This is a genomic window from Streptomyces dangxiongensis (assembly GCF_003675325.1).
In the GTDB taxonomy this organism is placed as follows: domain Bacteria; phylum Actinomycetota; class Actinomycetes; order Streptomycetales; family Streptomycetaceae; genus Streptomyces; species Streptomyces dangxiongensis.
Map to the genome: position 1 here is coordinate 4,562,999 of NZ_CP033073.1, position 16,999 is coordinate 4,579,997.

At 72.4% G+C, this 16,999-nt stretch carries 15 protein-coding genes and 1 tRNA gene; 12 read left to right on the forward strand and 4 right to left on the reverse strand.

What is annotated here, in order from left to right; genetic code table 11:
• Positions 1-96: 96 nt before the first annotated feature.
• A complete protein-coding gene (locus D9753_RS20565; RefSeq protein WP_121788322.1) occupies positions 97-1,623 on the reverse strand; it encodes a potassium/proton antiporter in 1,527 nt (508 codons plus the stop codon).
• A gap of 192 nt (positions 1,624-1,815) precedes the next feature.
• Between D9753_RS20565 and D9753_RS20570 the strand changes: the two genes are divergently transcribed.
• The gene (locus D9753_RS20570; RefSeq protein ID WP_121788323.1) at positions 1,816-4,713 is read left to right on the forward strand and encodes a penicillin acylase family protein; all 2,898 of its coding nucleotides are present in this window, start codon (positions 1,816-1,818) and stop codon (positions 4,711-4,713) included.
• A 138-nt stretch (positions 4,714-4,851) separates the two neighbouring features.
• On the opposite strand, the gene D9753_RS20575 is transcribed toward D9753_RS20570, so the two are convergent.
• On the reverse strand, positions 4,852-5,487 hold the full coding sequence (locus D9753_RS20575) for a 5-formyltetrahydrofolate cyclo-ligase (protein WP_240468232.1): 636 nt from the start codon (positions 5,485-5,487) through the stop codon (positions 4,852-4,854).
• 82 nt (positions 5,488-5,569) lie between these two features.
• On the opposite strand from D9753_RS20575, the gene galU reads away from it, so the two are divergent.
• From galU to D9753_RS20610, 7 genes are all read left to right on the forward strand, one after another.
• Positions 5,570-6,481 (forward strand): UTP--glucose-1-phosphate uridylyltransferase GalU, encoded by a 912-nt coding sequence (galU, locus tag D9753_RS20580; protein ID WP_121788325.1) that lies wholly within the window; start codon positions 5,570-5,572, stop codon positions 6,479-6,481.
• Positions 6,478-7,800, forward strand: coding sequence for a molybdotransferase-like divisome protein Glp (glp, locus tag D9753_RS20585; protein ID WP_121788326.1), 1,323 nt, complete (start codon positions 6,478-6,480; stop codon positions 7,798-7,800). Before galU ends, glp begins: the two co-directional genes overlap by 4 nt.
• A gap of 125 nt (positions 7,801-7,925) precedes the next feature.
• Positions 7,926-8,438 carry a cyclic pyranopterin monophosphate synthase MoaC gene (gene moaC, locus D9753_RS20590; RefSeq protein ID WP_121788327.1) on the forward strand — a complete coding sequence of 171 codons (513 nt, stop codon included), beginning with the start codon at positions 7,926-7,928 and terminating at the stop codon, positions 8,436-8,438.
• A 23-nt stretch (positions 8,439-8,461) separates the two neighbouring features.
• Positions 8,462-9,001, forward strand: a complete 540-nt coding sequence (locus D9753_RS20595; RefSeq protein WP_121791194.1) for a MogA/MoaB family molybdenum cofactor biosynthesis protein — start codon at positions 8,462-8,464, stop codon at positions 8,999-9,001.
• A gap of 20 nt (positions 9,002-9,021) precedes the next feature.
• Entirely contained in the window at positions 9,022-9,675 is a 654-nt protein-coding gene (locus D9753_RS20600; RefSeq protein ID WP_205614213.1) for a GNAT family N-acetyltransferase, read from the forward strand.
• A 173-nt stretch (positions 9,676-9,848) separates the two neighbouring features.
• The gene (gene sepX, locus D9753_RS20605) at positions 9,849-11,051 is read left to right on the forward strand and encodes a divisome protein SepX/GlpR (protein ID WP_205614214.1); all 1,203 of its coding nucleotides are present in this window, start codon (positions 9,849-9,851) and stop codon (positions 11,049-11,051) included.
• A 96-nt stretch (positions 11,052-11,147) separates the two neighbouring features.
• Positions 11,148-11,221 (forward strand) — tRNA-Ala (locus tag D9753_RS20610).
• A gap of 149 nt (positions 11,222-11,370) precedes the next feature.
• Here the strand turns inward: D9753_RS20610 and D9753_RS20615 are convergent.
• Positions 11,371-11,847: a GNAT family N-acetyltransferase gene (locus D9753_RS20615; RefSeq protein WP_121788329.1), complete on the reverse strand. Its 477-nt coding sequence runs from the start codon at positions 11,845-11,847 to the stop codon at positions 11,371-11,373.
• Positions 11,848-11,929: 82 nt separating this feature from the next.
• Here D9753_RS20615 and D9753_RS20620 point away from each other — a divergent pair, with 82 nt between their 5' ends.
• Positions 11,930-12,733: an exodeoxyribonuclease III gene (locus tag D9753_RS20620; protein WP_121788330.1), complete on the forward strand. Its 804-nt coding sequence runs from the start codon at positions 11,930-11,932 to the stop codon at positions 12,731-12,733.
• A 5-nt stretch (positions 12,734-12,738) separates the two neighbouring features.
• Here the strand turns inward: D9753_RS20620 and D9753_RS20625 are convergent, their stop codons facing one another.
• A complete protein-coding gene (locus D9753_RS20625; protein WP_205614215.1) occupies positions 12,739-13,443 on the reverse strand; it encodes a MerR family transcriptional regulator in 705 nt (234 codons plus the stop codon).
• A gap of 132 nt (positions 13,444-13,575) precedes the next feature.
• Here D9753_RS20625 and D9753_RS20630 point away from each other — a divergent pair, with 132 nt between their 5' ends.
• From D9753_RS20630 to D9753_RS20640, 3 genes are read left to right on the forward strand one after another with little or no spacing between them, the layout of a single operon-like run.
• Positions 13,576-15,102 carry a flavin-containing monooxygenase gene (locus tag D9753_RS20630; RefSeq protein WP_121788331.1) on the forward strand — a complete coding sequence of 509 codons (1,527 nt, stop codon included), beginning with the start codon at positions 13,576-13,578 and terminating at the stop codon, positions 15,100-15,102.
• Positions 15,099-16,079, forward strand: coding sequence for an alpha/beta fold hydrolase (locus tag D9753_RS20635; protein WP_121788332.1), 981 nt, complete (start codon positions 15,099-15,101; stop codon positions 16,077-16,079). The genes D9753_RS20630 and D9753_RS20635 overlap by 4 nt, the downstream gene beginning before the upstream one ends.
• Positions 16,076-16,960: an SDR family oxidoreductase gene (locus tag D9753_RS20640; protein ID WP_121788333.1), complete on the forward strand. Its 885-nt coding sequence runs from the start codon at positions 16,076-16,078 to the stop codon at positions 16,958-16,960. Before D9753_RS20635 ends, D9753_RS20640 begins: the two co-directional genes overlap by 4 nt.
• Positions 16,961-16,999 lie beyond the last annotated feature (39 nt).

A 16,999-nucleotide genomic window follows, 5' to 3' on the forward strand; every position in this document is an offset into this window, starting at 1 on the left:
GTACGAAACGCGGTCGTGACGCTTCCCGACCGACGGGTGCCCCCGCCCGCGCGCCCGGTGCTCACCCGAGAAGCCCCCTCCCGCCCGGCCGCACGCTCACCGTCGGCCGTCCGCCTCGCCGGTGCCCAGCCAGCTCGCCAGTTTGCCGCCGCGGGCGACCGCGCGCAGCCGGCGTTCCGCCGCGTCGCGGACCGGGTCGGTGGCGACGACCAGCAGCTCGTCGCCCCGTCTGAGCACGGTCGTGGGCAGCGGCACGAACGACTTGTCCGCGCGCACGACGAGGGTGACGGCGGCACCGGCCGGCAGCCGCAGCTCGTTGACCTCCACGCCGTGCATCCGTGAGCCCTCGGGGATCGAGACCGACAGCAGGTGCCCGCGCAGCCGCTCCAGGGGCGCCGACTCGATGCCGAGGTCGGAGGCCTCGCCCTGCTCGCCCAGACGCAGGGTGCGCGCCAGCCACGGCAGGGTCGGCCCCTGGACGAGGGTGTAGACGACGACCAGCACGAAGACGATGTTGAAGATGCGGTGGCTGTCGGTGACGCCGTTGACCATGGGGATGGTCGCCAGGATGACGGGCACGGCGCCCCGCAGTCCGGCCCACGACATCAGGACCTGCTCCTGCCACGGCACCCGGAACGGGGCGAGGCTGGACACCACGCTCAGCGGCCGGGCCACCATGGTCAGGATCAGCCCGATGACCAGCGCGGGCCAGACGTCGTCGCCCAGCTCGTGCGGGGTGACCAGCAGGCCGAGCATGACGAACATGCCGATCTGGGCGATCCAGCCGAGCCCCTCGGCGAAGCCGCGCGTGGCGGGCCAGTGGGGGAGTTTGGCGTTGCCGAGCACCATGGAGGCCAGGTAGACGGCGAGGAAGCCGCTGCCGTGTGCCAGGGCGCCGGCGGCGTACGCCGTGACGGCGATCGCCAGCACGGCGATCGGGTAGAGGCCGGAGGCGGGCAGGGCCACGTGCTTGAGCCCCCAGGAGCCGAACCAGCCCACCGCGAGCCCCAGGGCCGCGCCGATGGCCAGCTCCAGGGCTATCTCGCCCAGCAGCACGTACCAGTGGTCGACCGGGCCGGCGGTGGAGAAGGCGACGACCAGGATGACCACCGGGGCGTCGTTGAAGCCGGACTCCGCCTCCAGCGTGCCCATCACGCGCGCGGGGAGCGGGATGCGCCGCAGTACGGAGAAGACCGCCGCCGCGTCCGTCGACGAGACCACCGCTCCGATGATGAGCGCCTGCCGCCACTCCAGCCCGATCAGGTAGTGCGCGCCCGCCGCGGTGACCCCCACACTGACCGCGACTCCGGCCGTCGCCAGGACGGAGGCGGAGGGCAGGACCGGCCGGACCTCCTTCCACTTCGTGCCGAGGCCACCCTCGGCGAGGATCACGACCAGGGCCGCGTACCCCATGACCTGGGTCACCTCGGCGCTGTTGAAGTGGATGTCGCCGATGCCGTCCTGGCCCATGAGGACGCCGATGCCCAGGTAGACGAGCAGGCTGGGGAGCCCGCTGCGCGAAGAGATCCGGACAGCCGCGACGGCGACCAGCAGGACGACGGAGCAGACGAGCAGGAGCTGGTTGAGGTGGTGGACAGTCAGCGGGCGTTCCTCCTCCGAGATGGCCGGTTACTTCGTTACCTTACCTAACTCTTGACGCTTTCTTGACGTTCCGCAGGGCAAGATCGAACGCTCGTGCGCGCCGGTTCCCGACTCCGCGTCAAGCGGCGCAGGGCCCTGCGCCTATGGTTGCTCCAGCGCTCATTCAAAGTCACAGCCCGACCTGCCGCTCGCGTTAGGACAGCAAGGACAGCGATGCCCCCCAAGACCACCGCCACAACGGGTGACAAGCCCGCCAAGTCCGGCAGGAAGAAGGGGCGCAAAGCCCGACTCGTCGTGCTCGTGCTGGTTCTGGCCCTCATCGGGGGCATCGCCTACGGGGCGTACTGGTCGATCAGCACCGTCCGCGCCTCCTTCCCGCAGACCACGGGTTCGATCAAGCTCGACGGCCTGTCCGGCCCGGTCGACGTCAGGCGGGACGGCAACGGCATCCCGCAGGTCTACGCCTCCTCCGACGAGGACCTGTTCATGGCGCAGGGCTATGTCCAGGCGCAGGACCGGTTCTACGAGATGGACGTGCGCCGGCACATGACCTCCGGCCGCCTGTCGGAGATGTTCGGCAAGGGCCAGGTCAAGAACGACGAGTTCCTGCGCACCCTCGGCTGGCACCGGATCGCCCAGCGGGAGTACGACACCAAGCTGTCGCCCGCCGCGAAGAAGTACCTCCGGGCGTACGCCGAGGGGGTCAACGCGTACCTCGAGGGCAAGGACGGCGCGGACCTCTCCCTGGAGTACGCGGCCCTGGGTCTCACCAACGACTACAAGCCGGAGAAGTGGACCCCGGTCGACTCCGTCGCCTGGCTGAAGGCGATGGCCTGGGACCTGCGCGGCAACATGCAGGACGAGATCGACCGCGCCCTGATGACCAGCCGTCTCGGCCCGCAGCAGATCCAGGACCTGTACCCGCAGTACCCCTACGGCCGCCACAAGCCGATCGTGCAGGAGGGCCAGTACGACGAGCTGAACAAGAGCTTCCAGCCGGGCGGCGCCACGGGCACCTCGCAGACGCCCGGCACGACGGGGACGACCGGTACCACCGGCACCACGGGTACGAGCGGCGCCACGGGCACCACCGGCACGACCGGTACGGCAGGCACCTCGGGCACCGCCGGCACCACAGGTGGCTCGGCGGGCGGCTCCCAGGGCACGGCGGGCACGACCGGCTCCACCATCACGGGGGCGAGCGGTTCGGGCCTCACGAGCCAGCTAGGGGGCCTCTACAACGTCCTGGACGACGTCCCCGCGGCCGTCGGCGTGAACGGTCAGGGCATCGGTTCGAACTCCTGGGTCGTCGCCGGGAAGTACACCGTCAGCAAGAAGCCCCTCCTCGCCAACGACCCGCACCTGTCGGCGTCCCTGCCGTCCGTCTGGTACCAGATGGGCCTGCACTGCCGGACCGTGTCGGGCAAGTGCCAGTACGACGTCGCCGGCTACACCTTTGCCGGCATGCCCGGTGTGATCATCGGTCACAACGCGAAGATCGCCTGGGGCCTGACCAACTCCGGCGTCGACGTCACCGACCTGTACCTGGAGAAGGTGACCGCGAACGGTTACCTGTACGACGGCAAGGTCCGGCCCTTCAAGACCCGCGACGAGACCATCGAGGTCGCCGGCGGCAAGTCCAAGACGATCGTCGTCCGGCAGACCCAGGACGGCATGCCGCTGCTGTCCGACCGTGACGACGAACTCGTCCAGGTCGGCAGGAAGGCCGCCGTCAACACGGCCGCACCCGACCGCGGCGACGGTTACGGCATCGCCCTGAGGTGGACCGCCCTCGACGCGGGCACCACCATGGACGCGGTGTTCGCCCTCGACAGGGCGGCGGACTGGAGCGAGTTCCGCTCGGCGGCGGCCCTGTTCGACGTGCCCTCGCAGAACCTGGTCTACGCCGACACGGACGACCACATCGGCTACACGCTGCCCGGCAAGATCCCCACGCGCTCCGCCGCGGACGACGGCTCCATCCCGGCGCCCGGCTGGGAGTCGAAGTACCGCTGGACCGGCTTCATCAAGCAGGACGAGCTGCCCTACGAGTACGACCCCGCGCGCGGCTACATCGTCACCGCCAACCAGGCCGCCGTCGGCAAGGACGCGTACCCGTACACGCTCACCGCCGACTGGGGTTACGGCACCCGCAGCCAGCGCATCACCGACCTGATCGAGTCCAAGATCAAGGACGGCGGCAAGATCTCCACCGAGGACATGCGGCAGATGCAGTTGGACAACAGCAGCGAGATCGCCAAGCTCCTGGTGCCCAAGCTGCTGAAGCTCGACCTGGACGACCCGGACGTCCGCGAGGCGCAGAAGCTGCTGGAGGGCTGGGACTACACCCAGGACGCCGACTCCGCCGCGGCCGCCTACTTCAACTCGGTGTGGCGCAACATCCTCAAGCTCGCCTTCGGCAACAAGCTCCCCAAGGAGCTGCGCGTCAAGGGGCAGTGCCTGTGGGTCGACAAGATAGACAGCACCGGCCCGGTCGACGACGACACCAAGGTCCGCGAGTGCGGCCAGCGCGACGCCGACCAGGCGCAGCCGGACGGCGGCGACCGCTGGTTCGAGGTCGTGCGCACCCTGATGGACAAGCCGGACAGCGACTGGTGGAAGACGCCCAGGTCGGGCACCCGCCCCGGTGCGGCCAACCGCGACCAGCTCTTCGCCCGCGCGATGATCGACGCCCGCTGGGAGCTGACCGCCAAGCTCGGCAAGGACATCGACACCTGGAGCTGGGGCCGGCTGCACCGCCTGTTCCTGAAGAACCAGACGCTCGGCACCGAGGGCCCCAAGGCCGTGCAGTACCTCCTCAACCGCGGCCCCTGGAAGCTCAGCGGCGGCGAGGCGGCGGTGAACGCGTCCGGCTGGAACGCCGCCGGCGGCTACAACGTCGTGTGGGTACCGTCCATGCGGATGGTGGTCAACCTCGCCGACCTCGACAAGTCCAAGTGGATCAACCTGGCGGGTGCCTCCGGGCACGCCTTCAGCGCGCACTACACGGACCAGACGGGCCTGTGGGCCAAGGGCGAGCTGCTGCCCTGGTCGTTCTCGGACAAGGCGGTCGGCAGGAGCACGAGCGACACCCTCGTCCTCAAGCCGTGAGCCGCTGACGGCACAGCACGGGAAAGGCCCTCCACGCGCGTGGAGGGCCTTTCCCGTCCGCGAAGCCCGGGGACCCGCGGGACGTCCGCGGAGCCCGGGGGACCGCGAGGGACACCGGCCGTGCGGACGCCCGGTCCGTCAGCCGGGCGCGAAACGGTGCACGCCGCGGGGCGTCACCGCCGCGTGCACCGGCTTGTCGTGCGCCTCGGCCGGGACCCGCCCGACGACCTCCGTGTCGTACAGCAGCACCACCAGCCGGGGGCGTGCGCCGGCCCGCTCGAGACGGGCCAGCACCCGGTCGTACGAGCCTCCGCCGCGCCCCAGGCGCATCCCGCGCCCGTCCACCGCGAGCCCCGGCAGCAGGACGACGTCCGCGCCCGTCACGGCGTCCGGGCCGAGACGCGCGCCGGACGGCTCGGACAGCGTCATCCTCCCGCCGTGCCGGACCCGCGCGAGGGAGTCCCGGCCGGTGTACTCGCCCCAGTCCAGATCGTTGTCGGGCAGCAGCACGGGGAGCAGCACCCGCACCCCGCGGGCGCGCAGCGCGTCCACCAGCGCGAGCGTGCCCGGTTCGCCGCCCACGGAGACGTACGCCGCCACCGTGCGCGCGTCGGCCAGCTCGGGCAGCTCCAGCGCGCGTTCCGCCAGCGCGCGGCCCGCCTCCCGGACGTCATCCGCCGTCAACCCGTTCCTCACCGCGAGGATCTCCCGCCGCAACCCGCCCTTGTCAGGCTCGCCCGTACGTCCGCCGAGTTCCACTGGTCGTTCTCGCACCCTTCTCTTAATGCAGGCGATATAAGGCTCAACCAACCGGAGCCACAGATCTCCCACAAAGACACCGGATATGGTTGCGGGCATGACTCAGTCCCACCCCAGGATCAGCAAGGCTGTCATCCCCGCGGCAGGTCTCGGCACCCGGTTCCTGCCGGCGACCAAAGCCACTCCCAAGGAGATGCTGCCGGTTGTGGACAAGCCGGCGATCCAGTATGTGGTCGAGGAGGCCGTGGCGGCGGGACTCGACGACGTCCTCATGGTCACCGGGCGCAACAAGCGCCCCCTGGAGGACCACTTCGACCGCAACTACGAGCTGGAGTCGGCGCTCGGCAAGAAGGGCGACGCCGAACGGCTCGCGAAGGTGCAGGAGTCCAGCGACCTGGCCACCATGCACTACGTGCGCCAGGGCGACCCCCGGGGACTCGGTCACGCCGTGCTGTGCGCCGCCCCGCACGTCGGTCACGAACCGTTCGCCGTCCTCCTCGGTGACGACCTCATCGACCCGCGGGACCCCCTGCTCCAGCGCATGATCGAGGTCCAGGAGCGGCACGGCGGCAGCGTGATCGCCCTCATGGAGGTCGCGCCCGAGCAGATGCACCTCTACGGCTGCGCGGCCGTGGAGGCCACCGCCGACGGCGACGTGGTCAAGGTGACCGGACTGGTCGAGAAGCCGGACCCGGCGGACGCCCCCTCGAACTACGCGGTCATCGGCCGCTACGTCCTCGACCCGCGCATCTTCGGCATACTGCGCACCACCGAGCCGGGCCGCGGCGGCGAGATCCAGCTCACCGACGCCCTCCAGCAGCTCGCCCAGGACGAGAAGGCCGGCGGCCCCGTGCACGGCGTCGTCTTCAAGGGCCGCCGCTATGACACCGGCGACCGCGGCGACTACCTCCGTGCCATTGTCAGACTCGCATGCGAACGTGAGGACCTGGGCCCGGACTTCCGGACCTGGCTCCGCAGTTACGTAGCCGAGGAGATGCAGCAGCCTTGAGCAGCGCCGCGACCCGCCCCGCCGCCCCGGACGACCTGTGGTCGGTGGACGAGCACCTGGAGGACATCCTCTCGGCCGTCCGCCCCCTGGAACCCATCGAGCTGCAACTGCTCGACGCCCAGGGCTGCGTCCTGGTCGAGGACGTCATGGTGCCGGTGTCCCTGCCGCCGTTCGACAACAGCTCCATGGACGGGTACGCGGTGCGGGTCGCGGACATCGCGGGCGCCGGCGAGGAGTTCCCGGCCGTCCTGGAGGTCGTCGGGGACGTCGCGGCGGGCGCGGCCGACCCGGTCCGGGTCGGTCCCGGGCAGGCCGCGCGCATCATGACCGGCGCGCCGCTGCCGCCCGGCGCCGAGACCGTCGTCCCCGTCGAGTGGACCGACGGAGGGCTCGGCGAGGGCCCGGTGAGCGGCATGCGGTCGCGCAGCCTCGCTCCCCAGGGCGCCGAGGGGCACGTGCACGTGTACCGGTCCGCCGCGGCACGCGCGCACGTGCGCGCCAGGGGCAGCGACGTGAAGGCCGGCGACCTGGCCCTGGAGGCCGGCACGGTCCTCGGCCCGCCGCAGCTCGCGCTGCTCGCCGCGATCGGCCGCGGCACGGTCCGGGTGCGTCCGCGCCCGCGCGTGGTCGTCCTGTCCACCGGCAGCGAACTCGTGCAGCCCGGTGAGGAACTGGGCCCGGGTCAGATCCACGACTCCAACAGCTTCGCGCTCACCGCCGCCGCGCGGGACGCGGGCGCCATCGCCTACCGGGTCGGTGCCGTCGCCGACGACGCCGAGACGCTCCGCTCCACCATCGAGGATCAGCTCATCCGCGCGGACCTGCTGGTGACCACGGGCGGCGTGAGCGTCGGGGCGTACGACGTCGTCAAGGAGGCGCTGTCGTACGCCGGTGACGCGGACGAGGCGGGCAGCGGCGTCGAGTTCCGCAGGCTCGCCATGCAGCCAGGCAAGCCCCAGGGCTTCGGCTCCATCGGCCCCGACCACATCCCGCTGCTGGCCCTGCCCGGCAACCCGGTGTCGTCGTACGTCTCCTTCGAGCTGTTCGTCCGACCCGCCATCCGCACCCTGTCGGGCCTGACGGACGTCCACCGGCCCCGCGCGCGGGCCGCGCTCACGGCGGACGAGGCGCTGCGCTCGCCCCGGGGGCGCCGCCAGTTCCTGCGCGGCGTCCACGCCGACGGGAAGGTCACCCCCGTGGGCGGCGCGGGCTCCCACCTCGTCGCGGCGCTCGCGCGGGCCAACGCGCTGATCGTCGTCCCCGAGGACGTGGAGTCGGTGGAGCCCGGCACCGAGGTGGAGGTCGTCCTCCTCGGCTGACGTGCGCGCGTGCCCGTCCACAGGACGATCCTCGTCCGCTGCGCGCCCCGGCTTGGCGGTAGCGTGTCGCGCACAGCAGGCCCGCGCACCGCACCGCGCCGGGCCCGGACCGGGAGCGCCACACCATGACTGTGCCTTCCCGGGGGGAGACCCCCGGACGCCCTGTGCAGGACCGACTGACGCACATCGACGAGGCGGGCGCGGCCCGCATGGTCGACGTGTCCGGGAAGGACGTGACCGCGCGCACCGCCCGCGCCAGCGGCCGGGTCCTCGTCTCACCGCGCGTGGTCGAGCTGCTGCGCGGTGAGGGGATGCCCAAGGGGGACGCCCTCGCCACCGCCCGCATCGCGGGGATCATGGGTGCCAAGCGCACCCCGGATCTCATCCCGCTGTGCCACCCGTTGTCGGTGTCCGGTGTGAGACTGGATCTGTCGGTCGCGGACGACGCCGTGGAGATCCGGGCCGCCGTCAGGACGACGGACCGGACGGGCGTCGAGATGGAGGCCCTCACCGCGGTGACGGTCGCCGCGCTCACCGTGATCGACATGGTCAAGGCGGTCGACAAGGGAGCGGTCATCACGGACGTACGGGTGGAGGAGAAGACGGGCGGCGCGTCGGGCGACTGGAGCCGGGCATGACCGGCGGCGTGACCGCCGGTGGCATGACGGGTGACGGCGTGACCGGCGGTGCGCTGTCGGCGCCGTACGCCGCGCTGGTCGTCACCGCGTCCAACCGGGCCGCCGCCGGGGTCTACGAGGACAGGGGCGGCCCGCTGGTCGTGCGCGGCCTCGAGGGCTTCGGCTTCGCCGTGGACGGGCCGCGGGTGGTGCCCGACGGCGATCCGGTCGAGGCGGTGCTGCGGGAGGCCGTGGAGGCCGCGTACGACGTGGTCGTCACCACCGGCGGCACGGGCGTCTCGCCCACCGACCGCACCCCCGAGGCGACCCGCGCGGTCATCGACCACGAGGTGCCGGGCATCGCCGAGGCCATCCGCGCGTACGGGCGGGACAAGGTGCCGACCGCCGCGCTGTCCCGGGGGCTGGCGGGCGTGGCCGGCGGAACGCTGATCGTCAACCTGCCCGGGTCCACCGGAGGGGTGCGGGACGGCCTCGCCGTCCTGGAGCCCCTCCTCGTCCACGCCGTCGACCAGCTCCGCGGCGGTGACCACCCCAGACCCGGCAGCGGTGGGGGTGCGAGCTGAACAGCCTCTCCTGGCCCGTCGTGCTGGCGGACGGCGAGGTCGTCCTCCGGCCGATAAAGCTGCGCGACCAGCGGGTCTGGCGCGAGGTGAACCGGCGCAACCGTGACTGGCTGCGCCCCTGGGAGGCGACCATCCCGCCGCCCACGCCGAGCGGGCCGGTCGCGCACCGGCCGACCTACCGCCAGATGGTCCGGCATCTGCGGGCCGAGGCCGGCGCGGGCCGGATGCTGCCGTTCGTCATCGAGTACCAGGGGCGGCTGGTCGGACAGCTCACGGTCGCCGGGATCACCTGGGGATCGATGTGTTCCGGACACGTCGGTTACTGGGTGGACGCGGGCGTGGCCGGACGCGGGGTGATGCCGACGGCCGTCGCGCTCGTGGTGGACCACTGTTTCCGCACCGTCGGGCTGCACCGCGTCGAGGTCTGCATTCGCCCCGAGAACCGGCCGAGCCGCCGGGTCGTGGAAAAACTCGGATTCCGCGAGGAGGGGATCCGGCCGCGTTATCTGCACATCGACGGGGCCTGGCGCGACCACCTCGTCTTCGCGCTCACCGCGGAAGAGGTGCCCGACGGGCTGCTCGCGCGCTGGCACCGGGCGCGCTCCCGCGAGGCCCGGCGCGCCGGGGGGCCGGCAGGCGCCCCGGGGAATCCGGCCGAACGCCCGGGAAATTGAATATGTGTTCGAAATTGATCGGATGGCGACCGTTCCGGAGGCGCATAATTCGCGCCTGCGACGGTCCGCTGATCGCATCGGTCCCAAAAAATGCTGGAAATATCAGCCGGATCGTGCGACACACCGGCCCAATTGGCGGATGGCCTCACGCAAACCCCTCTACCGTGTGAGGCGTGAGCAGCAGCGGCCTCATCTACGCAGTCATTGTCGGGGCCTGGGCCGCCTACTTGGTGCCGATGTGGCTCCGTAGGCAGGACGAGCTGAACGAGGCCCGTCCGACGGAACGCTTCAGCACCGCCATCCGGCTGCTGTCCGGACGGGCGGGGATGGAGCGCCGGTACGCCAGGGACCTGCTGGCGCGCTCCACCCAGGAGGGGGAGCCGGACGCCGGCGATCCGGACGCGGTCACCGATTCGGTGGACGTCCGGGCCTTCGCCATGCCTCCGACCCGCCGTCAGACCACCCCGGACGCCGAGCCCGAGACACCCGGCGGCACCGGACCGGCACGCGACCGGGCCGCCGAGCCGGCGGCCGGGCCGGGATCCGGCCACCCGCCCGGGGTCACGGTCCCGGCCCAGCGGGAGCCGGCCGCGCGGCGCGAGCCCTCGACGGAGGCGGCCGAGGCACGCGCCCGGCGCTCCAAGGTGCTCGCGCGCCGACGGCGCACCACCGTGATGCTCTTCCTCGCCTTCACGCTCGGCGCGATCGTCGCCGCCGTCGGCGGGCTCGCCTTCCTGTGGGTGCCCGCCGTGCCGGCCGCGACGCTCAGCGGCTACATCGCCTACCTGCGCACGCAGGAGCGCCGCCGGTTCGCCTACCAGATGGACCGCCGGCGTGCCGAGATCGCCGCCCAGCGCCTGCGGGAGCGCCAGCCGCGCCGCCGGGCCCCGCACGACGCGGGCCCCGGCGCTGACCAGTTGGAACAGGGTTCGGACGGCGGGACCGACACCGGCCTCTCCGCGCTCGCCGCGGACCGCCGTGCCCTCGTCGAGCAGACCGACCACGCCGAATGGGTCGACCAGCAGCGGGAGCGGCAGCGCAGGCCCGGGCACGGGGAGAGCTGGGACCCCGTACCGGTGCCCCTGCCGACGTACGTCACCGCGCCGGTCGCTCCGCGCGCCACCTCCGACGTGGATCTGGGGGCGCCCGACACCTGGAGTTCGGCGCGGTCCAGCTCGGTCGCGCCGGAGCGCGAGGCGGGCCACGCGCCGCAGGACGAAGCGGACGAGGCGGCCGCCGCGTCCGGGGAGAAGCCGGCGGCCGGCCGCAGCGACGCACGCCGCGCGGCCTCCGCCCGCCGGGCACGTGAACGCGGCCGTACCCCGCTCTTCGACCAGTGCGACGAGGACGGACGCCCGCGCGCCGCCAACGAGTGAGCCGGGCCGCCCGCACCCCGCCCGGCCCGCCCTGACCAGTCAGGGAGCGGATTTCCGGGCACCGCGATCGGGATGCTAGAGTTTCACTCGTTGCAAGGGCCTGTGGCGCAGTCCGGTAGCGCACCTCGTTCGCATCGAGGGGGCCAGGGGTTCGAATCCCCTCAGGTCCACGCACAACTGTCCTCGAGTCAGCTCGGGACGGTGGACGAAGATCCCGCCGATCATCACGATCGGTCGGGATCTTCGTCGTTTCCGGGCCTGGCACGAGGCCGGGCCCACGCCGCCGGGGGAGCGGTGCGGGGCCCGGGGCGTGCGCGGTTCAGAGCCGCTTGGCGTAGCAGCGGCTGTCCTCGTAGTGGCGGTAGTAGCCGAACTTCACGCACGGCGCGTAGCCGCTGGAGGTGTACAGGGCGATCGCCTCGGGCTGCTTGGTGCCCGTCTCCAGGACCATGCGGAGCCGGCCGGCCGCGCGGGCGTCCTCCTCCAGCTCCGCGAGGATGCGGCGGGCCAGGCCCCGGCCGCGCATCTCCTCGACGACGTACATGCGCTTGAGTTCGGCGTCGCCGTCCTCGTTGCCCTCCTCGTTGCGGTCCTGGCTGCGCCAGCCGCCGGTGGCCACGGGGCGGTCGTGCTCGTCGTACGCGATCAGGTACAGGCCCCGGGGCGGGTGGAAGTCGGCGGGGTCGAGGGCCGTGGCGTCGCCTCCGTCGCCGTAGCGCAGGTGGTACTCGGCCTGGACCTCGTCGTTGAGCTTGGTGGCGTCGGGGTGATCGAACCGAACGCGACGTATATTCATACTGAGTATCGGGATTCTGTGCAGTCGGCGGCAGGGGTCCGGGGGGTGCGGACCCCGACCAGTGTGCCGGTAGGGTGCCCGGGTGCTGAATGTGACCTCCGTGAACGTGAACGGGCTGCGAGCCGCCGCGAAGAAGGGCTTCGTGGAGTGGCTCGCCGGGACCGAGGCGGACGTCGTCTGCCTCCAGGAGGTCCGCGCCGAGCCGCACCAGTTGCCCGAGGAGGTCCGCCGGCCCGACGGCTGGTACGTCACCCACGCCCCGGCCGCCGCGAAGGGCCGCGCGGGAGTCTCCCTCTGCACGCGCCGTGAACCCGACCGGGTCCGGGTCGGCTTCGGCTCGGCCGAGTTCGACGGCAGCGGGCGCTACGTCGAGGCCGACCTGCCCGGCGTCACCGTCGCCTCCCTCTACCTCCCCTCCGGCGAGGCCGGCACCGAACGGCAGGACGAGAAGGTCCGCTTCATGGACGAGTTCCTCGCCCACCTGAAGGACCTGCGCGAGCGGGCCGCCGCCGACGGGCGCGAGGTGCTGGTCTGCGGCGACTGGAACATCGCCCACCAGCAGGCCGACCTGAAGAACTGGCGCGGCAACACGAAGAACTCCGGCTTCCTGCCCGAGGAGCGCGCCTGGCTGAGCCGGGTCCTCGACCCGGCGGACGGCGGCTACGTCGACGTCGTCCGCACCCTCCACCCGGACACCGAGGGCCCGTACACGTGGTGGTCCTACCGGGGCCGGGCTTTCGACAACGATTCAGGCTGGAGGATCGACTACCACGTCGCCACGCCCGGGCTCGCCGGCCGGGCGGTCAAGGGTCTCGTCGAGCGCGCGGCCACGCATGCCGAGCGGTGGTCCGACCATGCTCCGGTCACCGTCGTGTACGACCTGTAGCGGGCCTACGGGCGCTCCTGGCCGCGCTCGGCCATGCGGCGGTCCAGGGCCAGGGAGAGTTCCGCCTCCACGACGCTGCGGGCCAGGGGGCGTAGGCGGTGGAGGTCTTCCTCGGGGGCGTGGCGCAGGATCAGGTCGGTGAAGAGGGCGGCCAGGGTGTCGGCGTGTTCGCGGACGCGGGCGCCGGCCGCCAGGACCTCGGCGAGCGGTATGCCCTCGCGGACCAGGGCGGAGGAGACGTCGAGCAGGCGCCGGCTGATGTGGACGATCTCGTCGCCGTCGGTGCCGAGGTAGCCCAGTTCCATGGCGGCGGCGAGGTTGTCGGGGGTGACCTCGCCCTCGAAGCGGGCGGCGAGTTCCTCGGGGGTGAGGCGGACCGGTTCCTCCTCGCTGGGGGTGCCGACGCCGAGCAGGTCGGCGACGTCGCGTCCGTGGTCGAAGGCCTCGGCCAGCTCGGCGATGCCGGTCAGGGTGTGGCCGCGCTCCAGGAGGGCCGCGACGGTGCGCAGCCGGGCCAGGTGGTGGTCGTCGTACCAGGCGATGCGGCCCTCGCGGCGGGGTGGCGGCAGCAGTTTGCGCTCGCGGTAGAAGCGCAGGGTGCGCACGGTGATGCCGGCCAGCCGGGCCAGTTCCTCCGTGCGGTACTCGCGCGGCGCCGGCGGGTGCGCCGCCCCGGGGTGGGCCTCGAAGTGCTCTGCGTCCTGTGCCACGACCGCAGCCTATGGTGTACCGCCGGTAACTTCCTTCCCCCGCCCCCTACCGCTCGGTACGGAGCTGCTCTACAGTCCCATTGCGCCAGTGGTCACTGGCAGAGTTCCTAGGTGATGCGTGGAGGCTTCGGGATGGCCGAGCACGAGCATGTACGGGTGGTGGTGATCGGGTCCGGCTTCGGCGGTCTCGGGGCCGCCGTGCGGCTGCGCCGCGAAGGGATCACCGACTTCGTCGTCCTGGAGCGGGCCGACAGCGTCGGTGGCACCTGGCGGGACAACAGTTACCCCGGGTGCGCCTGCGACGTGCCCTCCCACCTGTACTCCTTCTCCTTCGCGCCGCACCCCGACTGGCCGCGCACCTTCTCCGGGCAGCAGCACATCCGCGCCTACCTGGAGCACGTCACCGATCTGTTCGGACTGCGCCCGCACCTGCGCCTGGGCTCCGAGGTCGAGCTGATGACCTGGGACACCGAGAAGCTGCGGTGGACCGTCGAGACCACGCGCGGCACGCTGACCGCCGACGTCGTCGTCTCCGCCACCGGGCCCCTGTCCGACCCGAAGATCCCCCGGATCCCGGGCCTGGAGTCCTTCCCCGGCAAGGTGTTCCACTCCGCCCGCTGGGACCACGACTACGACCTGCGCGGCAAGCACGTCGCCATGGTCGGCACCGGCGCCTCCGCCATCCAGATCGTGCCCGCCATCCAGCCGCAGGCCGGCCGGCTCACCCTCTTCCAGCGCACCCCGCCGTGGGTGATGCCCCGCGTCGACCGGGCCATCAGCGGCGCCGAACGCTGGCTGCACCGGCGGCTGCCCGTCACCGCCCAGGTCCGGCGCGGGCTGTTGTGGGGCATCCGCGAGCTGCAGGTCCAGGCGTTCACCAAGCGCCCCGACGAACTCGGCCTCGTCGAACAGCTCGCCAAGCGCAACATGGCCCGCGCCGTCAAGGACCCGGCCCTGCGCGCCAGGCTGACCCCCGACTACCGCATCGGCTGCAAGCGCATCCTGCTCTCCAGCACGTACTACCCGGCGCTCGCCCGGCCCAATGTGGATGTCGTCGCCAGCGGGCTCAGCGAGGTCCGCGGATCGACGGTCGTCGCGGCCGACGGCACCGAGGCCGAGGTCGACGCGATCATCTTCGGTACGGGCTTCCACGTCACGGACATGCCCATCGCCGAGCGGGTGGTCGGCGCCGACGGCATGACGCTCGCCGAGTCCTGGAAGAACGGCATGCGAGCGCTGCGCGGCGCCACGGCGGCCGGGTTCCCGAACTTCATGACGGTCATCGGGCCCAACACCGGCCTCGGGAACTCCTCCATGATCCTCATGATCGAGTCCCAGTTGAACTACCTGGCCGACTACCTGCGCCAGCTCGACGTCCTGGGCGACGGCACCGCCCTGGACGCCCGGCCCGCCGCCGTCGAGACCTGGAACCACCGGGTGCAGGAGCGCATGGAGCGGACCGTGTGGAACACCGGCGGCTGCACTAGCTGGTACCTGGACGCGAGTGGCCGCAACACGACCATCTGGCCCGGTACGACGACCGAGTTCCGGCGCGCGACCCGGCGGGTGGATCTCGCGGAGTACGAGGTCGTGCGCGCCGCCGGGCGCACCGCGCCGGCGCAGGGCGACGGGACCCGGCGCAGCGGGGCCGCCGCATGAGCCGGCGCGCCCCGGTCGCCTCCATGGCCTCCGGTCCGTACGCCCCGCCCGTCCCCTCCCGCACCCTCACCGTCACGTCCGCCGACGGCGCGCGGCTGCACGTCGAGGTGCACGGCCCGCGGGACGCGCCCCCGGTCGTCCTCTCCCACGGCTGGACCTGCTCGACGGCGTTCTGGGCGGCCCAGATACGGGATCTGGCGGCCGATCACCGGGTGATCGCCTACGACCAGAGGGGCCACGGACGCAGTCCGGCGAGCCCCGCCTGCACCACCGACGCGCTGGCGGACGACCTCGAAGCGGTGCTCGCGCAGACACTCGCCCGCGGGGAGAAGGCGCTGGTCGTCGGCCACTCCATGGGCGGTATGACGGTCATGGCCGCCGCCGGGCGCCCCCGCCTGCGCGAACACGCCGCCGCCGTCCTGCTGTGCAGCACGGGGAGTTCGCGGCTGATCGCCGAGTCGCGGCTGGTGCCGATGCGCGCCGGACGTGTGCGCACCTGGATCACCGGGCGCGTCCTCGGCTCGCGCGCCCCCCTGGGACCGGTCACGCCCGTCGCCCTGCGCGTCCTCAAGTACGGGACGATGGGCGCCGGTTCGGCCCGGCACATGGTGGAGGCGTGCGCGCGCATCGTGCACGGCTGCCCGCGCTCCGTGCGCCACGCCTGGGCCGGGGTGCTGGGCACGCTCGACCTCGACCACGGCGTGCGGGAGTTGCACGTGCCCACCGCCGTCCTGCACGGCGCGTCCGACCGGCTCACACCCCCGCGGCACGCCCGTGCGCTGGTCGCCGCGCTGCCGTGCTGCGTCGGGCTCACCGAGCTGCCCGGCATAGGCCACATGACCCCGATCGAGGCGCCCGGGCCGGTGAGCGGCCGCATCCGGGAACTGGTCGGCACGTACGTCACCGGGGTCGACTCCCCGAAGTCTCCGGCAGGTTCCCCTGTCGTACCCGTGCAGCAGATCAAGGAGGGCGCATGAGCAGGGTCAGCCTCGAAGGACAGGTCGCGGTCGTCACGGGAGCGGCGCGCGGCGTCGGTGAGCTGCTGGCGCGCAAGCTGTCCGCGCGCGGGGCGAAGGTCGCGCTGGTCGGTCTGGAGGAGGAGGTCCTCAAGGAGGTCTCCGGGCGGCTGCACAGCGAGAGCGCCCACTGGTACGCCGACGTCACCGACCACGAGGCGATGAGCCGGGTCGCGCGGGAGGTGAAGGAACGCTTCGGGAAGGTCGACATCGTGGTCGCCAACGCCGGTGTGGCGACCGGCGGTCCCTTCGCCGACTCCGATCCGCAGGCATGGCGGCGGGTGATCGAGGTGAACCTGATCGGTTCGGCGGTGACCGCGCGGGCGTTCCTGCCGGTGCTGGCCGAGAGCCGCGGCTATCTGCTCCAGATCGCCTCGCTCGCCGCGATCACGCCGGCGCCGATGATGTCGGCGTACTGCGCGTCCAAGTCGGGTGTGGAGGCGTACGCGCACAGTCTGCGCGCCGAGGTCGGTTACCGGGGCGTGCGCGTCGGGGTCGCCTATCTGTCCTGGACCGACACCGACATGGTGCGCGGCGCCGACCAGGACGACGTCATGCGGGAGCTGCGGCAGCGGCTGCCGTGGCCGTCGAACAAGACGTACCCGCTGGGCCCGGCCGTGGACCGGCTGGTCGCCGGGATCGAGCGGCGCTCGGCGCATGTGTACGGGCAGTGGTGGCTGCGCGGCATGCAGGGCGTGCGCGGGTATCTCCCGGCGCTCATCGGGACGGTCGGTCAGCGCGAGATGAAGCGGTTCGCGCCCCGGCTCCAGGGCATGCGCTCCGGGCTGGTCGGCGCAGGTGGGGCGGCCGACGAGACGGCGAGGGCCACGCACCGTAACTGATCGACATGCACTCCGTGTTCGCCCGTGTGAATCTGGTCG

Coding starts and splice junctions, on each gene's coding strand:
- D9753_RS20570 (WP_121788323.1), top strand. CDS start 1,816: ATGCCCCCCAAGACCACCGCCACAACGGGTGACAAGCCCGCCAAGTCC.
- galU (WP_121788325.1), top strand. CDS start 5,570: ATGACTCAGTCCCACCCCAGGATCAGCAAGGCTGTCATCCCCGCGGCA.
- moaC (WP_121788327.1), top strand. CDS start 7,926: ATGACTGTGCCTTCCCGGGGGGAGACCCCCGGACGCCCTGTGCAGGAC.
- D9753_RS20595 (WP_121791194.1), top strand. CDS start 8,462: ATGACGGGTGACGGCGTGACCGGCGGTGCGCTGTCGGCGCCGTACGCC.
- D9753_RS20615 (WP_121788329.1), bottom strand. CDS start 11,847: ATGAATATACGTCGCGTTCGGTTCGATCACCCCGACGCCACCAAGCTC.
- D9753_RS20630 (WP_121788331.1), top strand. CDS start 13,576: ATGGCCGAGCACGAGCATGTACGGGTGGTGGTGATCGGGTCCGGCTTC.
- D9753_RS20635 (WP_121788332.1), top strand. CDS start 15,099: ATGAGCCGGCGCGCCCCGGTCGCCTCCATGGCCTCCGGTCCGTACGCC.
- D9753_RS20640 (WP_121788333.1), top strand. CDS start 16,076: ATGAGCAGGGTCAGCCTCGAAGGACAGGTCGCGGTCGTCACGGGAGCG.